The sequence below is a fragment of the Candidatus Zymogenaceae bacterium genome, from assembly GCA_016931225.1.
GTDB lineage: Bacteria > Desulfobacterota > Zymogenia > Zymogenales > Zymogenaceae > JAFGFE01.
In genome coordinates, this window is record JAFGFE010000036.1 from 13,138 (window position 1) to 30,813 (window position 17,676).

Annotated in this window: 18 protein-coding genes and 1 other RNA gene; 7 read left to right on the forward strand and 12 right to left on the reverse strand. The window is 54.5% G+C overall.

The features are described 5' to 3' along the window. The first annotated feature begins 25 nt into the window (after nucleotides 1-25). Together JW885_14265 and JW885_14270 are read left to right on the forward strand one after the other, a co-directional pair. Nucleotides 26-265, forward strand: a complete 240-nt coding sequence (locus JW885_14265) for a hypothetical protein (GenBank protein ID MBN1883329.1) — start codon at nucleotides 26-28, stop codon at nucleotides 263-265. A 24-nt stretch (nucleotides 266-289) separates the two neighbouring features. Beyond that, nucleotides 290-610 (forward strand): antibiotic biosynthesis monooxygenase, encoded by a 321-nt coding sequence (locus JW885_14270; GenBank protein ID MBN1883330.1) that lies wholly within the window; start codon nucleotides 290-292, stop codon nucleotides 608-610. Between the two features lie 109 nt (nucleotides 611-719). Here JW885_14270 and JW885_14275 read toward each other — a convergent pair whose 3' ends face one another. The 4 genes from JW885_14275 to JW885_14290 form a co-directional block, all read right to left on the reverse strand. Next, the gene (locus JW885_14275) at nucleotides 720-1,913 is read right to left on the reverse strand and encodes a low temperature requirement protein A (GenBank protein MBN1883331.1); all 1,194 of its coding nucleotides are present in this window, start codon (nucleotides 1,911-1,913) and stop codon (nucleotides 720-722) included. A gap of 80 nt (nucleotides 1,914-1,993) precedes the next feature. Beyond that, nucleotides 1,994-2,866 carry a PhzF family phenazine biosynthesis protein gene (locus tag JW885_14280; GenBank protein MBN1883332.1) on the reverse strand — a complete coding sequence of 291 codons (873 nt, stop codon included), beginning with the start codon at nucleotides 2,864-2,866 and terminating at the stop codon, nucleotides 1,994-1,996. 288 nt (nucleotides 2,867-3,154) lie between these two features. Further along, a complete protein-coding gene (locus JW885_14285) occupies nucleotides 3,155-3,544 on the reverse strand; it encodes a hypothetical protein (protein MBN1883333.1) in 390 nt (129 codons plus the stop codon). Between the two features lie 222 nt (nucleotides 3,545-3,766). Further along, nucleotides 3,767-4,747, reverse strand: coding sequence for a GrpB family protein (locus JW885_14290; GenBank protein MBN1883334.1), 981 nt, complete (start codon nucleotides 4,745-4,747; stop codon nucleotides 3,767-3,769). A gap of 271 nt (nucleotides 4,748-5,018) precedes the next feature. Between JW885_14290 and JW885_14295 the strand changes: the two genes are divergently transcribed. Beyond that, nucleotides 5,019-5,861 carry a methyltransferase domain-containing protein gene (locus JW885_14295; protein ID MBN1883335.1) on the forward strand — a complete coding sequence of 281 codons (843 nt, stop codon included), beginning with the start codon at nucleotides 5,019-5,021 and terminating at the stop codon, nucleotides 5,859-5,861. A gap of 219 nt (nucleotides 5,862-6,080) precedes the next feature. On the opposite strand, the gene JW885_14300 is transcribed toward JW885_14295, so the two are convergent. The 3 genes from JW885_14300 to JW885_14310 all read right to left on the reverse strand — a co-directional run bounded on the left by JW885_14300 (nucleotide 6,081) and on the right by JW885_14310 (nucleotide 9,209). Then, nucleotides 6,081-7,214 carry a PQQ-binding-like beta-propeller repeat protein gene (locus JW885_14300; protein ID MBN1883336.1) on the reverse strand — a complete coding sequence of 378 codons (1,134 nt, stop codon included), beginning with the start codon at nucleotides 7,212-7,214 and terminating at the stop codon, nucleotides 6,081-6,083. A gap of 421 nt (nucleotides 7,215-7,635) precedes the next feature. Continuing rightward, nucleotides 7,636-8,211, reverse strand: coding sequence for a hypothetical protein (locus JW885_14305; protein MBN1883337.1), 576 nt, complete (start codon nucleotides 8,209-8,211; stop codon nucleotides 7,636-7,638). Between the two features lie 116 nt (nucleotides 8,212-8,327). Further along, nucleotides 8,328-9,209 (reverse strand): AraC family transcriptional regulator, encoded by an 882-nt coding sequence (locus JW885_14310; protein MBN1883338.1) that lies wholly within the window; start codon nucleotides 9,207-9,209, stop codon nucleotides 8,328-8,330. Nucleotides 9,210-9,498: 289 nt separating this feature from the next. Here JW885_14310 and JW885_14315 point away from each other — a divergent pair, with 289 nt between their 5' ends. Together JW885_14315 and JW885_14320 are read left to right on the forward strand one after the other, a co-directional pair. After that, complete coding sequence (locus JW885_14315) at nucleotides 9,499-10,476, forward strand: hypothetical protein (protein MBN1883339.1); 978 nt, start codon at nucleotides 9,499-9,501, stop codon at nucleotides 10,474-10,476. 303 nt (nucleotides 10,477-10,779) lie between these two features. Continuing rightward, entirely contained in the window at nucleotides 10,780-11,445 is a 666-nt protein-coding gene (locus JW885_14320; protein ID MBN1883340.1) for an NAD-dependent epimerase/dehydratase family protein, read from the forward strand. A gap of 87 nt (nucleotides 11,446-11,532) precedes the next feature. Here the strand turns inward: JW885_14320 and JW885_14325 are convergent, their stop codons facing one another. Further along, nucleotides 11,533-11,790 carry a TIGR04076 family protein gene (locus tag JW885_14325; protein ID MBN1883341.1) on the reverse strand — a complete coding sequence of 86 codons (258 nt, stop codon included), beginning with the start codon at nucleotides 11,788-11,790 and terminating at the stop codon, nucleotides 11,533-11,535. A gap of 585 nt (nucleotides 11,791-12,375) precedes the next feature. Between JW885_14325 and JW885_14330 the strand changes: the two genes are divergently transcribed. Beyond that, on the forward strand, nucleotides 12,376-13,893 hold the full coding sequence (locus JW885_14330; GenBank protein ID MBN1883342.1) for an amidase: 1,518 nt from the start codon (nucleotides 12,376-12,378) through the stop codon (nucleotides 13,891-13,893). Nucleotides 13,894-14,144: 251 nt separating this feature from the next. Here JW885_14330 and ssrA read toward each other — a convergent pair. The 4 genes from ssrA to JW885_14350 all read right to left on the reverse strand — a co-directional run bounded on the left by ssrA (nucleotide 14,145) and on the right by JW885_14350 (nucleotide 16,410). Next, nucleotides 14,145-14,501, reverse strand: a transfer-messenger RNA (tmRNA) gene (gene ssrA, locus JW885_14335). A 151-nt stretch (nucleotides 14,502-14,652) separates the two neighbouring features. Next, nucleotides 14,653-15,336, reverse strand: coding sequence for an HNH endonuclease (locus JW885_14340; protein ID MBN1883343.1), 684 nt, complete (start codon nucleotides 15,334-15,336; stop codon nucleotides 14,653-14,655). Nucleotides 15,337-15,476: 140 nt separating this feature from the next. Beyond that, a complete protein-coding gene (gene smpB, locus JW885_14345; GenBank protein ID MBN1883344.1) occupies nucleotides 15,477-15,974 on the reverse strand; it encodes an SsrA-binding protein SmpB in 498 nt (165 codons plus the stop codon). Next, on the reverse strand, nucleotides 15,949-16,410 hold the full coding sequence (locus tag JW885_14350; protein ID MBN1883345.1) for a SoxR reducing system RseC family protein: 462 nt from the start codon (nucleotides 16,408-16,410) through the stop codon (nucleotides 15,949-15,951). The genes smpB and JW885_14350 overlap by 26 nt, the downstream gene beginning before the upstream one ends. Nucleotides 16,411-16,559: 149 nt before the next feature. Between JW885_14350 and JW885_14355 the strand changes: the two genes are divergently transcribed. Continuing rightward, nucleotides 16,560-17,672, forward strand: a complete 1,113-nt coding sequence (locus tag JW885_14355; GenBank protein MBN1883346.1) for a DUF362 domain-containing protein — start codon at nucleotides 16,560-16,562, stop codon at nucleotides 17,670-17,672. Nucleotides 17,673-17,676: the final 4 nt, after the last annotated feature.

Consider the following 17,676-nt stretch of genomic DNA (forward strand, 5'->3'; position numbering starts at 1 on the left):
AGGATAAAACGGACGCATACGGGCGATGCGCCCTTCCCCCGCAACTCCCGGCGGCGATCTGCCGTTTCTTCCCCCCGGTCGTTCGCGGCGAACCGCGGCCCGCTCCGACGGCCCGGCGGCCTTGACCACCAGGAAGCTGGACGGAATCGGGATTCAGCGTGCGACCGCCGCGGGTCCGGACCGGGACGAGGAGCGGCGGGAGTATTTTCGGGAGGGTGTGCTCGTGCTGCTGACGGCCCGGACGGCCGATCGGGGGTCATACTAATTTACACACAGGGAGGTGTATACGATGTCCGTCAAACGCGTGTGGCACGGCTGGACGACGGCCGGGAACGCGGACGCATACCAGGCGCTTCTTCACGACGAGGTGTTTCCCGGAATCGAGGCGAAACGGATCGCCGGCTACCGGAGTATCGAGCTGTTCAGGAGGGACCTGACTGGTGAGGTGGAGTTTGTGACCATCATGACGTTTGACTCACTGAAGAGCGTCATCGATTTTCAGGGAGAGGAGTACGAGCGTTGCTATGTCCCCGATGCCGCCCAAAAGCTCTTGAAGCGATGGGATCTATACTCGGCGCATTATGACGCGATAGAAATCCGCACATACTAATATGTGTCACATTTTTATCGAGACGTTCTCCGATACATCCCGACTAAAGCGGCGCATGACCGAGCGATGGGCTTGTCTCCGGAAGGACTATCTCCATGACATCGGTTTTCTAATCGGCGTCTGCGGGCAACGGGCGGCTGTCCAGATCCTGGGTGAACCAAATCCACAGGCCGTACCCGGCATTCACCCACATGACGGCGACCAAAAGCATCATGAAGACCGGTATTGCAAGGGATTCGTGAGCGGGCGCCATCAGGAGCGCCGCACATCCGGTGAGAACCTTAAGCAGCGGACTGAGGATCCGGTGGGTCGGCTCATCGTCCGTGTATTTGAGGGTCAGCTCGAGGGCCGCGAGGATAATTAGAAACGATCCCACCGCAACGGAAAGGATCTGAGATGCCGTATCGGCGTCTCTGGTCACGATGGGTGCCAGCATCGCCCCCATGACGGCGGTGACAATCACCAGCGGCAGGTGGAGATACGACCAAAGCCACGAGGAGAAAACCTTCCCCCTCGGTGGGCGCCGGCGGCCGATAAAATCGAAATAGAGACACCACGCCATGAATCCAAGCATCAGTCCCAGTACTCCCAAGAGTGCACCGGGAAGGCTCACTTGACCCTCTCCTGCGATGCCCCGTATGGCTCCGGCAACCGATTCGCCCAGTACGATGATCACCATCAGGCCGAACCGCTCCGGCAGCTTATTATGGGAAAATGCGGGAAGCCGCTCGGTTTCACCCACTGTCAGCCAGGGGCCGATGACCTCCGCCAGAACCCCCAGCCCCCACCAGATCATCCGCTCTCCCTCGGGCCGAAAGAACGACACTACCACCAGAATCAGGCAGATTATGTATCCGAGGGTGAATCTGGCCGACGACCTGAGAAACATCCGGTTATGGAGCCCGGCCCTGATCCATAGGAAGATGATGAATCCCCGAACCATCAGGTACGTTCCGGCAAATCCTTGATAATTCTCCCCCAGCGAATCGTGGGAAAACACCGCCAGCCCCGCCACACCCGCAATCATCACAAACGTCACCAGCCGGTTTTCGAATCCCTCGGTCTCGAACCGCTCGGCGTAATAGGTGAATCCATTCCAGATCAGCCAGACCGGGAGCATACTGAAAAGAAAAACCGGGAGTTGGGAAAATTCCGGGTGGATGGACAGCTCGTGGGCGAGTCCTGCGATGACCACGACGAACACCAGGTCATAAAACAGCTCAAGCCACGTAACCGCCCGATCAATCCCTTCGTCTTCGTCGGTTCGAAGCGCCGGCCTCTGCCAGAAAACCCGTCGTGTCATTCATCCTCCTCTCAATGAAAAATCAGAGCCTCATCGGCCCCGGCTTCTTTTTATTCCCGGATACCCGTTATCACCGATCGTCATGTCAAAAAGCCCTCGGCGGTTTTGATTACCCGACCCGCCACCCGGATGAGCATCTCCCCGCCCTCTTCTCGTGCGGAGATCGTCAGGATCGAGGGGCGTCCCATCTCGAACCCCTGCTCGATGCGGGCAAAAACCTCTCCCTCACCCAGGACGGCGTGTTTTTTGAGGTATCCCGCCAGGCACCCGGCGGCGCTGCCGGTGGCCGGGTCCTCGGGGACGTCGTAGTAGTGTCCGAACATCCGGGCGCGAATCTGGTTTTCGGAATGCTCCGCGTGGTCCGTGAACACGAAAAACAGCTTCGCATCGAGGTCTTTGACGAAATCACGCAAGAGCGGTGTATCGACCCGGCAGCGGGCGACGGCGTCGAGATCCGCCAGCGGCGTGATGAGAAAGGGGAGGCCGGTGGAGACGATCTGGATCGGCAGGTCCACCCGGATGTCGCTCTCATCGATGCCCAGGACCTCTGCCGCCCCGGCGTGGTCCACGCGGGAGCCGAAGACCGGGGGAAGCTGGGTCATCTCGGCATCATCCCCCCTGAACGTCACGGGGATGGTCCCGGCGAACAGATCGAGGACGATCTCCTCAGACGTACCCTTCAAAAGCTCCTCCCGGATGATCCAGGCGGTGCCCAGGGTGGGGTGCCCGGCGAAGGGGACCTCGCCCGCGGGGGTGAATATGCGCACCGGCCAGCCGTTTTCCCCCGGCTCCCTCGCCTGGATAAAAGTGGTCTCGGAGAAGTTGAACTCCCGGGAGATATCGAGCATGGCGTCGTCGTTGAGAGCGCCGAAGCTCTCCACCACCGCAAGCTGGTTGCCCGCGTATTTTTTTTCGGCAAACACATCCAGGATGTGGAATCTGAGCCGGATCATGGTGCGCTCCTGCAATGAAATGAATGTGTTTACTATATTTGCCTACTATGTATTTAGCATATTCCGATTGGAATGAAAAGGGAAGAGACGTCCGTGTTGACCGCATGCCGAAACAGGCTGATTTCATCGGATGCTGGGATCGGTCGGAAATGAGATGTGATATCTCTCGAGAAGATGCAATACTTCACGGTGGATAACGAATGGGTATCGAGGATCGATCCGCCACCGCGGATCGGTCACACAATACCCGCATGTTGTTGATGAGATCAGATGGTGGGAAATGGTTTGTTAGACCACCCAGAACCCCAGGACCAAAAAGAATATCCCCAAAATCAGGACGAGTACGGAGTATCCCTTCAGGAAGGTCGTGCGCTTGCGCATGGATTCGAAGATCTTCGCGTACATCCCCTGCAGGGCCATCAGCAACAGCCCCTTGATGAGGGCGATCCAGCCGAAGACGGTGATGATGACCGTCCAGTCGAGCACCCAGTCGTTATGAAACGTCACCAGAAGAAAGCCGACCACCACAGCCATCATGCCGGACAGGTACAACAGCGCCGGTGATTTGGAAAAATCCTCCAGGAGATTCTGGAGATATCCGGTTTTCGTCAGCAGCCCCCCCAGCCCCGCGGCTGTGTAAACAAGGCCGAACAATTGAAAAATGTGTGCATCGGTCATGATAGAGTCCTCCTTCCCGGCACCGTTCGGAATGTGGACCGAACCCGAGTCAAACGGGCATGGACCATCACAACGCAGGCAGCGCCGCGTAAGCACAACGGACGTTTTCTACATCCAAATATCACAATATATATTATATCACCGATATACTCTCATTTGGAAAAATCCGACTATAAAATCGACTCTCTAAGATGGACGACTCCCTTCTCTCATGTATCGTCCTCAATCGCCGGCTCCGGCCTTCGCACGCTCAAGGATTCCCCTGATGAACTCCGTCTTGGCCTCGGTGTAGGCCTCCCGGTCGGTCCGGAATCGAATCGAAAGCTCCCGCTTGAGGGCCGCATATGCCCGGGCGGTTTCGGGGTGGGTCTCCAGGTAATCACGGAAGATCAGCCCCTCCCAGAGCCGATGCCCCGCGGGGGCCACGTGCACGTGATGGGTCCGGGGGCCTCGGAACTCCCGCCTCTTGATGAATATCATGTGGTCGGTATATTCCCAGTACTCCCAATCGGGGCCGGAAAGGTGTGGTATCAGCGCGCGGGGGGCCGTATCGAAGGACGGTACCTCTACCAGGATATCAATGACGGGCTTCGCCGGAACGCCGGGGACGGCGGTGCTGCCGTAGTGTTCGATCCGCGTGACGATCCCGGGAAAATCGGCCCGAAGCCGCCTTTCCATGCGGGAAAACTCCTCGGTCCAGGCGGGGTCCGGATCGGAAAGCACGATCGCATCCTCCTCCGGAATTGGATTGTTCACATCCACCGGGGCGTGGACGGTGAGGGTAAAGGGGCGCACGTGCTCCCCCTCGGGATGGGCGCGGTCGAACGGCAGCGGGGCGGAGAACTCGCCCACCGGCCCCAGGGGCGTCTCCTCCCGCCAGGCCCATCGGATGCGGTGGGTGATCCCGGAGCGGCCGGGAATCGTCACGCTCATTGAGGTATCCGAAACGGTCAGGGCGATCATGCCCTCGGGTATTTCTCCCGAGGCGTCCGCCTCGATGCCGAGAAAACGATATTCCTCCCCGGCGCCCGCTCCCGCCCGAAAGCCGATGAGGCGGGACATTTTCGCCGTATGGGGCACCTCTCCCGTGAGGCGAAGTATCAGCGGACGATAAAAAGCAACCACCGCGTCGTCGCTTGTGTCCCTCGACGCACACAGCCGCGCCGTCCCGCCGATCATCCGGATATGTATATCACCTGCCATCTCCCGGCCACTCTACCCTATTCACTATCCTGCCTCAATGAAAAAACAGACGGGTCCTTCGGTGTTTTCCATCCCGTACACACCCCCACAGGGCGGCAACGCACACCGCCTGTATTGAGGGGGTTTTCTTGACCTGAAGGACATATCGTCCTATATTCTATACACAATTTGGTCACTTTGCACTCGGCCTTCCTCCACCGACGGGGGAACATTCGGGAAATGAAACAGCGCGTATACGCGCGTGACATACCCATGAGATCGAGAGGTTTCAATGTTTGAAGAATTGGAGCGAATCAATCATCGACCGCAGCCCTTCGAGGTATATACGGCGGATGATTTGTGGACGGATGAACACACATCGAAGCAGATGCTTGCATATCACCTCAATCCCGAAATCGACGCGGCCTCACGGAGTAAAGAATTCATTGAGCGCTCCGTCGATTGGATCGGGTCGCATTTCCGTCTGGGGGAGAATACTTCGGTAGCGGATTTCGGATGCGGGCCGGGCCTCTATACGAACAGGCTGGCGGCGAAATGGGGGGCTCAGGTGACCGGTATCGACTTCTCGAAGCGCTCCATAGAATACGCACAAGCAATCGCACGCACTGAGAATATCACCGTGCGGTACATACATCAGAACTACCTGGAATTTGAGGACACCGAGCAATTCGACTTCATCATGATGATCATGTGTGACTTCTGTGCCCTGAGTCCCGATCAACGAATGCATCTGCTTGATACGTTCTATTCCCTTCTCCCGCCGGGCGGTTCGATCCTGCTGGATGTCTATTCGCCGAATGCATTCGCACAGCGAACGGAAGCGGCATCGTACGAGCCGAATCTCCTGAATGGATTTTGGTCGCCCCACAGGTACTACGGTTTTTTGAACATCTTCAAATATGAAGATGAAAAGGTGGTGTTGGAAAAATACACCATAGTAGAAAAGGATCGAACACGAACCGTCTATAACTGGCTTCAGTGCTTTACCGTGGATTCCCTGGAGAAAGAGCTGCACCAATCGGGATTCAAAACAACCGGGCGGTATGCGGACGTCGCAGGCACGGTGTTTGACCCGGAGCTTACCGAGTTCGCCGTTGTGGGTGTGAAGGAGTAGATGGGTGCGTCTGTAGAAGACGGATACCACGCTCCCTCACCGAGCACATATGGTGCGATGTCTTCCCCGCGCGCGGCCGGACAACTCCGGCATAAATCGCGCCGTCGCATCGATCCACTCCCCCAGGGACGGTTTGGCGGCCTCGGGATATCCGTGCACAACAGGGTCGCCCGCCGGCGGAGACGGTCGATTATCGTATTCTGCAAGTTGGAGGTTTTCTCACTCGATTGCGTAGAGAAAACCGTCCCCGCCTCCGACGTAGACCACCCCCCCCATTACACAGGGGGAGGAGAAGATGATATCATTCGTCTTGAACCGCCAGAGTTCACTGCCGGCCTCCGCCTCCAGAGCGTAGAAGCCGCCGTCCCTGCCGCCGAAATAGACGACGCCCCCCACCACGCAGGGAGACGAATCCACCCAATAATCGGTCCTGAAGCGCCAGAGCTCCCGGCCCGTCGATATGTCAACGGCATACAGATGAAAATCCATGCTTCCGAAATAGACCACGCCGTCTGAAACGGCGGGGGAGGAATCCACAATCTCATCGGTCCGAAAGCGCCACAGCTCCCGGCCGGCGGATGCGCTCAGACAGTACAGAAATCCGTCCCCGCTCCCGAAGAGAAGCGTTTCACCGACCACCGCCGGCGACGAATTGACCCAGTGCCCCGCCTGAAAGCGCCACAGCTCCCGGCCGGTCTCCCCATCCACGGCGAATACGGCGCCGCCGGTGGTTCCGACATACACCACACCCCCCGCACAGACCGGTGAGGAATGAATGAAATCCCCACCGTCGAATCGCCAGAGCTCCCGGCCGGTGGATGCGTCCACAGCATAGAGGTAATCATCAAAGCTTCCGAAATAGACCACGCCGTCCACGACACAGGGAGACGATATCACATACCCCCCGGTTTCGAACCGCCACAGCTCTTCGCCGTTGTGCGCGTCCACGGCGTAAAGGGCGCCGTCGTGGCTTCCGACGCACACAACCCCGTCGATCACACAGGGAGATGACTGAACGATCCCTCCGGTCTGAAACCGCCACAACTCCCCGCCCGTTTCCGTGTCGACGGCGTAGAGGTATCCGTCGAACCCGCCGAAGAAGACCGTACCGTCCGCCACGCAAGGGGAGGAGCCGATCACCCCGCCGATTTCGAACTTCCATGCCGCATCATGAAAGACCGGGACCCCGTCTGTGGGGTAACTGCCCGTATGGGCGGGATTACCCCGGAACATGGGGATATACGGATCGGCGTCACTCTCGCCTCCCGCAACATGCACAGAAAAGAGACTTCCCGAGCAGACGAGTACCATCAGACATACAGCCTTGGATAACGTTAAAATCCCGCGTTTCATATCATCTCTCCCCTCACATAACCGGTTGTGTGTTCCAAAAAAAGTGTGTGATCCCACGATCGTTCGATACACATCCGCGCCGCCCAATCGATCTGTCGGATGTTCAGGCTGCCCGCCTTCCCCCGGCCACTCTACCCGATTCGGAATCCCAGCTCAATAAAAAAACACCGACGTCCCTTCGGTGTTTTCGATCCCGCACGCGGCCGGACAACCCCGGCATGAATCGTGCCATCATGTTGGTTCCCACCGCAGGTGTAATTCTGCGGCCTCACGATGTCCGGGCCTCATTCTCTTGTGTTCGTCGGAAGGCATTCACGACGGGGATGAAAGCGATTCGGTTTTCCCGGCTCTCTTATGGCGCGTGTTAAAACAGGTCGATGTTTTCGTACGTTTCCCTTGTCCAAGGGCCATCGCCCTTCGTTCACCCGCACCCCTGAGAAGGATACGTCCCCTCGGTATGCATCTCCCGTGTCTCCCGGACAAACAGAAACATGACATCGCCGGGCAACAACAAGACCGGTCTGTTGGTGGTGACGGTGCGGTCATCGTATTCGATGGTCACTTCATCGTCAAAGCGTTTGACGGTTCCGTCGAACCCCACAATGACCAGGTCACTTTTCCCCGGGACATTGGGAATGGAAACGGACGTGAAGTTGAAGCCGCCGTCGGCGGCAAGGGAGCCGGACACATCGACGAGTCCCGTAAAGAGGGGTGCCCCGGGGAGATAGGCCACCGTCTCGTCCCCGCTGGAGAACGTCAGCGTTTCCAGCTCGGGATACCGCCGGGACGGGATGTCTGAAATATCCCGGGCATACTCAACCAACAGCTCATCGGTCAGATCAACCCTGTTTCTGAGTGCGCTGATGTTGAGCACCCGAACGGTCGCCTCTTCCTGGGAGAGCGCAACCAGAGGGAGCGCCGTCATCGCCGCAACGACGGCAACGACAAGAAAGACACCGCGAACGTACTGAAGGGAGGTATGTCTCATATTCATCATGTTCCCACCGAAAAACCGTGTGATAGTGTATAACACAGGAGAGTTGAAAAAAAAAGGGGGAAATAAAAACAGCCAGGAGCCGCCGCGATGCATACCGTCAAACGGATGCGATTCATCTACGTCTCCGACGGCACAATCCCAAAATGGCGTTTGTACTCCCGGCTGAACTGGGCCGGGCTGTTGTATCCCACCATATATCCCGCCTCGCTGACGCTCTTCCCCTGCAGGATGTAGCTTTGCGCCCTGTTGAGCTTCATCGACTTGGCGTATTGCAGGGGAGACACATGCATTACCTCCTTGAATCTTTTGTGAAAACCGGAGCTGCTCATGTTGACCATATCCGCCAGATCATCCACGGACACCGGTTTATCCAGGTTCTGATTTACATACTCAACCGCCCTGGCGATCCGCTGTATCTGTCCCCGCTGCTGGAGGAGATGAGTCAGCGCCCCTCCCTGCACGTCACTGATAATGCGGAAATATATCTCGTCGATGATCGCATCACCCAAAACGGCCGACTCTGTCGGATTCCCGAGAGCCCTCATCAGGCGGACGGCAGCATCCAGCAGGGCATTGCTGACGGGCGCAGTAAATATCCCGGACGCATCAATGGTATCCGGTTTTGGGGGAGGCCGATCGACGTTGTCCATTTTCAGCAGCAGCCTGGTCAGCCTGTTCCGATCAATAATGACTCCGACCCCCAGCAGCGGCCTTTCCGGACTGGCCTCCACGATCTCGCACTCAACGGGCATGGGCACGAACAGGGTGAGAAACGTTCCGGCGCAGTAATCATATCGCTTCCCCTCCAGATAGATGCTCTTTTTCCCCTGGGCGCCGATTACAATTCCCGGTTCATACACCTGGGGAAAGCGATCGATCTGCTGTGAAAGACGCAGGAGGAACACATTGTCGACGCCGGCGGACACCAGACCGTCTTGGACGGTATGTTCCTCCAACAGGCAGACAAGCTCGGCCATTTTTTCGGATCGATGTCCCATTTCCCATTCTCCAATGACTGTGCTTCGAGTATATCAGATTTCCGCCGGTCCCACACATATTTCTCCATTCCGCTGGAGTTTTGTGCAAGCAATGGGCGATTATGTGTATTCATATATACACTATGTATTGGTATGGTAATAACGGTATTTGGACATCGGGTGGGGGCATATGAACATGCGAATGCCCCCCACGATACCGCCCTCGTGGATCGAGATGAATCGAAAAAGGTGACAGCCAAAACAGAAGGCGCACCGGTTTATGAACAATAAGAACCATATGGAGGTACAGATGAACAGGAGAAGGCTGTGTATTATCGGCGGAGCGCTGCTTGTGCTCATCGTCGTCGGTATCCTCGGGATACTCGGCTTCTCACACATATCCGCCAATACATTTATCTATCCCAATCGCCAGCCGATGGTCAAGAATCCCGGAGACTACGGCCTGGAGTATGAAGACGTCAACATCGAGACCGAGGACGGAGTCACCCTGGCCGGCTGGCTCATGAGAGGCACAGGAGACGACGTTGTGATCATCGGTCATCCGTTGACATTCAGTAAATACGGCTATTCCATTGAAAACGAGGGGACCCTCAGCGCCGGCTACGATCGTGACGTCGAGTTCATCCCCACCGCCAAACATCTGGTAGAGGCGGGGTACTCGGTGCTGATGTACGACATGCGGCATCACGGAGAAAGCGGTGAGATCCCGGGCGGAGGTCCCTTCGATGCGCTGGAATCGTACCACGATATCGCGGCCGCGATTACGTTCGTCTCCGAGCATCCCGAGCTGAGGGACAAGGACATAGGTCTGGTCTGTTTCTGTTTCAGCTCTGTTCAAAGCATGATCGCGATGAGCAGGGAGCCGGATGTCCTAAAAGACGCCGGGGTGAAGGCGCTAGTGTCGGTACAGCCGATCAGCACCCAAGCGTTCTACGAACACTTCGGACTTCCCGATTTCATCATCGAACAGGTGGATCGTATTTCGATATGCGAGGGGGCGCCTGCAATGAATGACTATCATCCGCTCCTGTTCGCCGGCGATGTGTGTGTGCCGGTGCTGTTCGTCCAGTCCCTCGAGGACCCCTGGTCGGACATCGACCTTTCGCGTGCTATCTATGACGCCTTCCCGACGGAGAAAGAGGCCGTATGGCTGGAAGGGGAAATGCATCGGTTCGATACGTACAACTGGTTCAACGATCATCCCGAACCGCTGCTCGACTTCTTGGGTCGGCACCTGAGCGAAGAAGACGATATCACCGTGGAGTAGGACGCGCCGATTCCGGACCGAAATCATTACGGGAAGCGTATCCTAATTTTTTTGTGCGATGATGTGACCGCATAAAAAAAGTGGCATCCACCCTGGAAAGTAAGCCGGATAACAACATCCTTATTGCAGGAAAACGACAACGCTGCTGATCGTCTCTCAAGAGGTCCGGTGACGGAACGATCACCGGTCCTCCTTCTTTTCGTATCGGCCCGGATCGCCTCGTGACCGAGTCCCGTGCCGTATGCGATACAGAGAGACGGCAGAACGCGGACGCTGTTCAGATTGATACGGAGGGAACACAAAATGGGAAAACACGTCCTGATAACCGGCGCGACGGGGATGGTGGGAGGCCTTGTCCTGACCCTGTGTCTGGAGAGCCGGGAGGTGTCGAGAGTAACGAGCCTCCTCAGGCGGAAGTCCGGGATCCGGCACGAAAAGCTGACCAAAATTATCATACAGGATTTTTCGGTCCTCGATGAGAACGCGGACTGTTTTGAAGCGGTGGATATCGTCTACTACTGCCTCGGGGTATACACCGGAGCCGTCGACAGAGTTCTCTTCAGGAAAATCACCGTGGACTACCCAGAAACCTTGGCGCGGGCCGTGCTTGCGAAGAATTCTGAAGTAACGTTCTGTCTGTTAAGCGGCGCGGGAGCCGATCGCACCGAAAAAAGCCGGATGATGTTCTCCCAGGACAAAGGGGCCGTCGAAAATCGCCTGTCACGCATGGGATTTCGGGCGTTTCACGCATTCAGGCCCGGATATATTTATCCTGTTACGCCTCGAAATGAGCCGAACGTCACCTACCGGCTGATGAGACGGTTGTATCCTGTATTAAATATGCTCGCCCCTCGATTCAGCATTACGTCGACGGACCTTGCGGCCGCCATATTCACCGTCGGAATGAAGGGGTATGAGCTGGAAATCCTCGAAAACAGGGATATTCTGAAAGTGATCGGAAGAGCGTGACAAGAATCGGAAACAAGGTGACGTACGCCCCGCCGCAGGAGCCTGCCGGCGTATCCTCTCAATATTCCATATCAAAAACGTGCAGGGTTACTCAAGGAGAGTCACCTTGAAAATGACGTTTCCGTTGTCGGGGCACGCCATTTTCGTCTTGGAGAGGGGATTGTCCTCAAAATCGAACCGGGCGCCGGAGGAAAGCGCGACGATAATCGGAAACAGGGTGACGTACGCCCCGCCGCAAAAGCCGGCCGGCGTATCGTATCCGTTGCAGATGATCTTATCGCCCTGCCGATATGAATAGGAACAGTGCCCGGTGACCTGTTCCACTTCTATTTCAAATTGTTTCATCGATTATCTTCAATTGCTTCATTGATGATCTGGTGGAGGCGGCGGGAATCGAACCCTCGTCCGAAGATCTTCACCCGGGGGGTCTAGATGCTAATTCGCCGTTTCATGCCGCGTTTCGACTCCCCGTACGAAAGGGAGATATGTCTCATATTCTTCATTCTCCCACCGAAAAACCGTGTGATAGTGTATATCACAGGAGGGTCGATTAAATCAAGGATCAAAAAATGAAATGAGATTGAATTATATATGAGGCCATTGGTCTGAGGACTATGCAATTGACATTGTTGCTTGATCTCCTTAAAGTGTTGATGTAGTTTATAAAAACGTATCGCGGTTAAGAAACTGTAATCTTCCCTAACGCCTCAACCCGTGTTTCTTCACCCAGCGGAGATAACTTGTTCTGATGTAACACATACACACGATAGGAGCATCCTCACATAATCATATGAGAGTAATCGTCCATTGAAAGAAAGGAGGTTGTATTTGAAGCAGGATCATGATTTCTCTGGTGCCGCCGCGCTTCACGGCGCAAAACTGCGCCACTCAGTGTTATTATTCGGTTATATCCCATAAGGAGATTTCAATATGACTTCATTTCCTGATTATGATCAATACGATGGTATCGGTTTGTCCAAGCTTATCAAAGAAGGGAATATCAGCAGCATAGAGATTTGTGAGGAGGCTATCCACCGAGCTGAAAAACTCAATCCAAAACTGAACGCGATCATAACGACAATGTATGACTTTGCAAGAAAAGAGGCGAAACACCCGAAGAAAGATGCTCCATTCGGCGGGGTTCCTTTCTTATTGAAAGACGTCCATCATGCCTTGAAGGGTTTCCCCATGAGTTCAGGCAGCGCACTACTCAGAAATTATGTGCCCGCATATGACGCGGAAATAGTGAGCCGATTTATAAATGCCGGATTGATTGTTCTTGGAAAGACAAACACTCCCGAGTTCAAACTCGCAAGCGTTACTGAACCAGAGGCATTCGGCCCGACACGTAATCCCTGGAACCTGGAGTATTCATGCGGGGGTTCGAGCGGGGGCTCGGCCGCAGCAGTAGCAGCAGGTATTGTTCCTTTCGCATCGGCTACAGATGAGGGGGGGTCAATTCGTATTCCGTCATCTTATTGTGGTTTGTTCGGCCTCAAACCAAGCCGGGGTCGCAATCCGGTGGGACCCGACTTCGATGAAGAATGGGACGGCATGTCCCACAGCCATGTCGTTTCACGATCGGTCCGCGACTCTGCCGTCATGCTCGATGCTGTCTCGGGTTTTGAATATGGAGCACCTTACGGTATTTTTAATAAGGAAAGGCCGTTTATCGAAGAAGTAAATGTAGATCCGAGAAAGCTGAGGATCGCTTTTCATATGAAATCAGCTTATGGCAAGAATGTACATCCGGAATGCAGAAAAGCTGTGGAGCATACATGCACGCTGCTCGAAAATCTGGGACATACAGTTGAAGAAGCCGCTCCTGAATATCAGGAAGAGGATGTCGTATTGAACTGGTGTATCATTGTAATCGGGAACACAGCCGCACTTGTGGATGGACTGGTACAAACATACGGTCTTTCCATGGTGAAAAACAATCTGGAATCAGCCAATATCGCAATGGACAGCATAGGCAAACAATTAAAGGCGCTGGATTTTGTCAAGGCCAAACGTAGATGGCGGCAGCTCGGGATAATCATGGATCAGATGCTGGACACATATGACATGGTGCTTACCCCGACCCTGGGTGAGCCGCCCGTACCTGTCGGTTCCCAGCAGCCCGGCAAAAAAGACCGGTTCTCGATGAAGTTGATCTCTTCATTCATCGGAAAGTTGATTTTAAGCAGCAGGAGGCTGACCTATTCCATATTGGAAGAAATTATTTATAACACGGTAAAGGATCAGATGCCGTTCACCTTCATTGCCAATATAACAGGCCAGCCTGCCATGTCTGTTCCCTTGTACTGGTCAAATGACGGGCTCCCCTGTGGCGTTCAGTTTATCGGCCGCTATGGCGGCGAGGCTCAATTACTGAGACTTGCAGGTCAACTGGAAAAGGCGCAACCATGGTCTGGAAAGAGGCCAAATATTCTGATTGAGAAGTAAGTGGAATGTTTTCTGTGAAGAGAGAAAAGAAACCGAAGAAGCGCACCCTCAGGAGTAGTGAGTGGTCTCACAGTTCTATCCATATTCAGGTATAACTCATTTCGTGTGCCTTGTCGAAATTATCCTGTTATACAAAAAAGGATGGATATTGTAAGTCTCATTATAACCATCATGGACTGTAAAAAAGTAAGAAGCCCTTGATTTCTCAAGGGCTTCTTATTTTTTACTTTAAACCTTTTTAAATTCTTATCTGGTGGAGGCGGCGGGAATCGAACCCGCGTCCGAAGATCTTCACCCGGGGCGTCTACATGCTTATTCGCCGTTTAATACCACGTTTCGACTCCCCGGCGAAAGGGAGTGCCGAAACGGGCGCCTGTATGGTTTTCGTCCAATCCCTACAGGCATCGGGATCGGCTTATCCCACATTGTAACGCCCAGACTGCCCCCGGTGGGAACGGAAACAGCGGACGCTGGCCGATATTACGCGGCCAGGGCGTAATCGTAGTTGTCTGCGATTATCTTTATTCCCACCATGATTAACGGGTAGGTGAGGCTCCCCGACATGCAGCACCGAGATCAATTACCCCCGTCGAACCCAAATCGCCCCCAATTTTCAAAGAACACGAGATCGGCCGAAAACACCCTCGGCCCGAAACAGCATCTATATTATTGTTTCCATCCGATATATAAATTATACCAGAATCACGGACGTTTGAGAAGATAAATCGCGATTCTCTAATAGGAATCGAACAGCGCGTATCACTCAATTTTATCTCGTTTTCCCAGGTTGTGCCTGCTACAGAGGAGTTGGATATTCTCTGGGGTCTGGGATGAACCTCCCTTAGACCAAGGTATGATATGATCAAAGTGAAGATCATCCGTACTATTGCATATAACACATCTGCCCCCATCACGCTTCCAGACTGCAAGTTTTACCCACGTTGGTATTATTCTACGTGGTTTTGGATTTTTAGGGGCTGATACAGAAAAATCTTCCTCTCCTTCAACAGCAACCAACTCAAATTTAAAAACCTTCCGACTCTCTGACTCTTCTATCCAAGCATTAACGAGATGAAACACCCCATTATAAGACCATATACCTTGTTTAATCTTCTCGTATACTCGAACTCTTTCTGGTGGACTATTTTCTAATTTATAACGATGAGCTGCACTAAAGAACAAACCATTTTGAGTAAGATTGCCAGATGGTGTAAATTCCGATTGATCAACTACTTTTGGATTAGGATTATCATTTGATCGAGGTACATCGTGACCTTCATAGATTAATCTATCCTCCTCGTATCTATCCGCATAAGGAGCATTTGGCCGTAAAGACATAAGAATTACAGAGTGATTATCACGCAATTGGTAATTCATGCCACGTTGTAAGCTTACACCTTCACGTTGACACATTTCAAGATATGATATTACCTCATTCGACATTATTGTATGAAAATTAACGTTGTATAACATTGCATGTTGTATGTATCAACAAGGAACATAGGTGATACTAATCGTGGAATACTTGAATCGGAATTTTACAATATTCTTATCAATGAAGAAGGTTTATAACCTATAAATTCCTACTTATTCCGCTCTTTCAGCGCCCGTTCCAGATCCCTGTATTCCTGTTTTTTCTTGATGGCCTCACGCTTGTCGTATTTCGCCTTCCCCCTACCCAACCCCAGCTCCAGCTTCGCCCGTCCGTTTTTGAAGTATATCGAAAGCGGCACCAGCGTAAAGCCCTTTTCCTGAGTTTTGCCGTAGAGCCGTCTGATCTCCTGCCGGTGTAAAAGCAGCTTTCGCTCCCGCTCGGGATCGTGGTTCTTATGGGTGCCGAAGGCGTATGGGCTGATGTGTGCGCTGACCAGATAGACCTCGCCGTTCTTGATGCGGGCGTACGCATCCTTCAGGTTGACCCGCCCCTCCCTCAGCGACTTCACCTCCGTGCCCTCCAGAACAAGCCCCGCCTCGTAGGTGTCGTCGATGAAGTAATCCCGCTTCGCCTTCTTGTTGGTGGCGACGATCTTGATGCCGGAAGACGCCTTCTCCGGATTAATTTTTTTCTTCTTCGTCGCCATGTGTCTCTCTCACGATACGGGTAATAACGGGTTTCAACGTGTCGGATCGATCCAGTACCGGGTGAAACAGCCGTATGCCGAAAAGGCTTGCCGCAAGGCCGACGACCGCCCCGGCTGCGGCGGAGGCCTCCGGATCCCAGCCCCATCGGGGGGCAAGCCACCCCGCCAGGGCCGCAACGGCAAACAGCCCCGCCACCGGAACCATGTACACGATGAATGATGCGCTCACAAGCGATGACTCACGAATGGAGAGCTCCACCAGGTCTCCGACTTTTGCGTTCAGGTCGTTGTTGACCGTGATCCGGGCGTCTGTGCCGCCTCCCAGAGTATGGCAGACGCCCTGGGCCGCACATCCCTGACACGCGGCGCTTCGCTCCACCAGCACGAGCGCCGTACCGTCCTTTGCTTCGATCACTTTTCCCGTTTCACTGATCATCAGATAATTATAGCAAAATGAAAACCGAAAAGAAATAAAAACCGATTGACAGCCGCCGTCCCCCTGGGTGATAATGGCGGCACACGGACTTGAGTATTGAGAAGTCTGAGAAAGGAATTCGAGAGGAAGATCAAAGGGAGACGATTTACATGTCCGACACAAAAGTCCCCGTCTATTTTGTGGACACCCGATCCGACGCCAAATCAAACATATTCGGCAAGATCCAGAAGCTCATCAAGGCCGTCGAGCTGACCGATAAAATCCCCCAGCGGGCGCTGGTAGCATTGAAAATCCACTTCGGCGAGCGGGGCAACACGGGGTTTCTGCGTCCGTCCTATGTTACGCCCTTTGTGGAAGCGGCTAAGGCGGCGGGGGCTCTCCCCTTCGTGACCGACTGCAACACCCTCTACGTCGGCTCCCGGGCGGAGTCGGTCTCCCACATGATGACCGCCCACGACCACGGCTTCACCCCAGACGCCATCGGGGCGCCGGTGATCATCGCCGACGGCCTGAGGGGCGATAACGTCGCCACGGTGCCGATCTCCGGCGATATGTACGATAAAGTCACCATCGGTGCGGAGATCGTGAAATCCGACTTCCTCATCTGCCTGACCCACTTCAAGGGGCATGAGCTGACCGGCTTCGGCGGCGCCATCAAGAACCTGGGCATGGGATGCGCGGGTCGGGACGGCAAGCTTGACCAGCACTCCGACGTCTCCCCGAAGGTCAAGCAGAAAACCTGCATCGGATGCGGACGGTGCAAGCTCTTCTGCCCCGCCGGGGCCATAACACTGGATAAAACCGCGACCATCAATCCGGAGATCTGCATCGGCTGCGGACAGTGCATCCTGACGTGCCCCAACGGATCCATCCGCATCGTCTGGAACAGCTCCACCGAGATGTTCCAGAAAAAAATGGCCGAATACAGTCTCGGCGTGGTTGAGGGAAAAAGAGACGTTTCGGTCTTTTTCAACTTTATCATTACCGTTACCCCCCAGTGCGATTGCCACAACTTTTCCGATGCTCCCATCGTGGGAGACATCGGGGTGCTCGCATCCACCGATCCCGTTGCCATCGACCAGGCCTCGGCGGACCTGGTCAACCGGGCGTCCGGAATCGTCGGCACGGCTCTGACCACCAACCTGGAGCCGGGGCAGGACAAATTCCGGGGGCTCTACCCGCACATCGACTGGTCGGTTCAGCTTTCTCACGGCGAAAAGGTGGGCCTGGGGACCAGGAAATATGAACTGTTTGAGCTATGAGGAG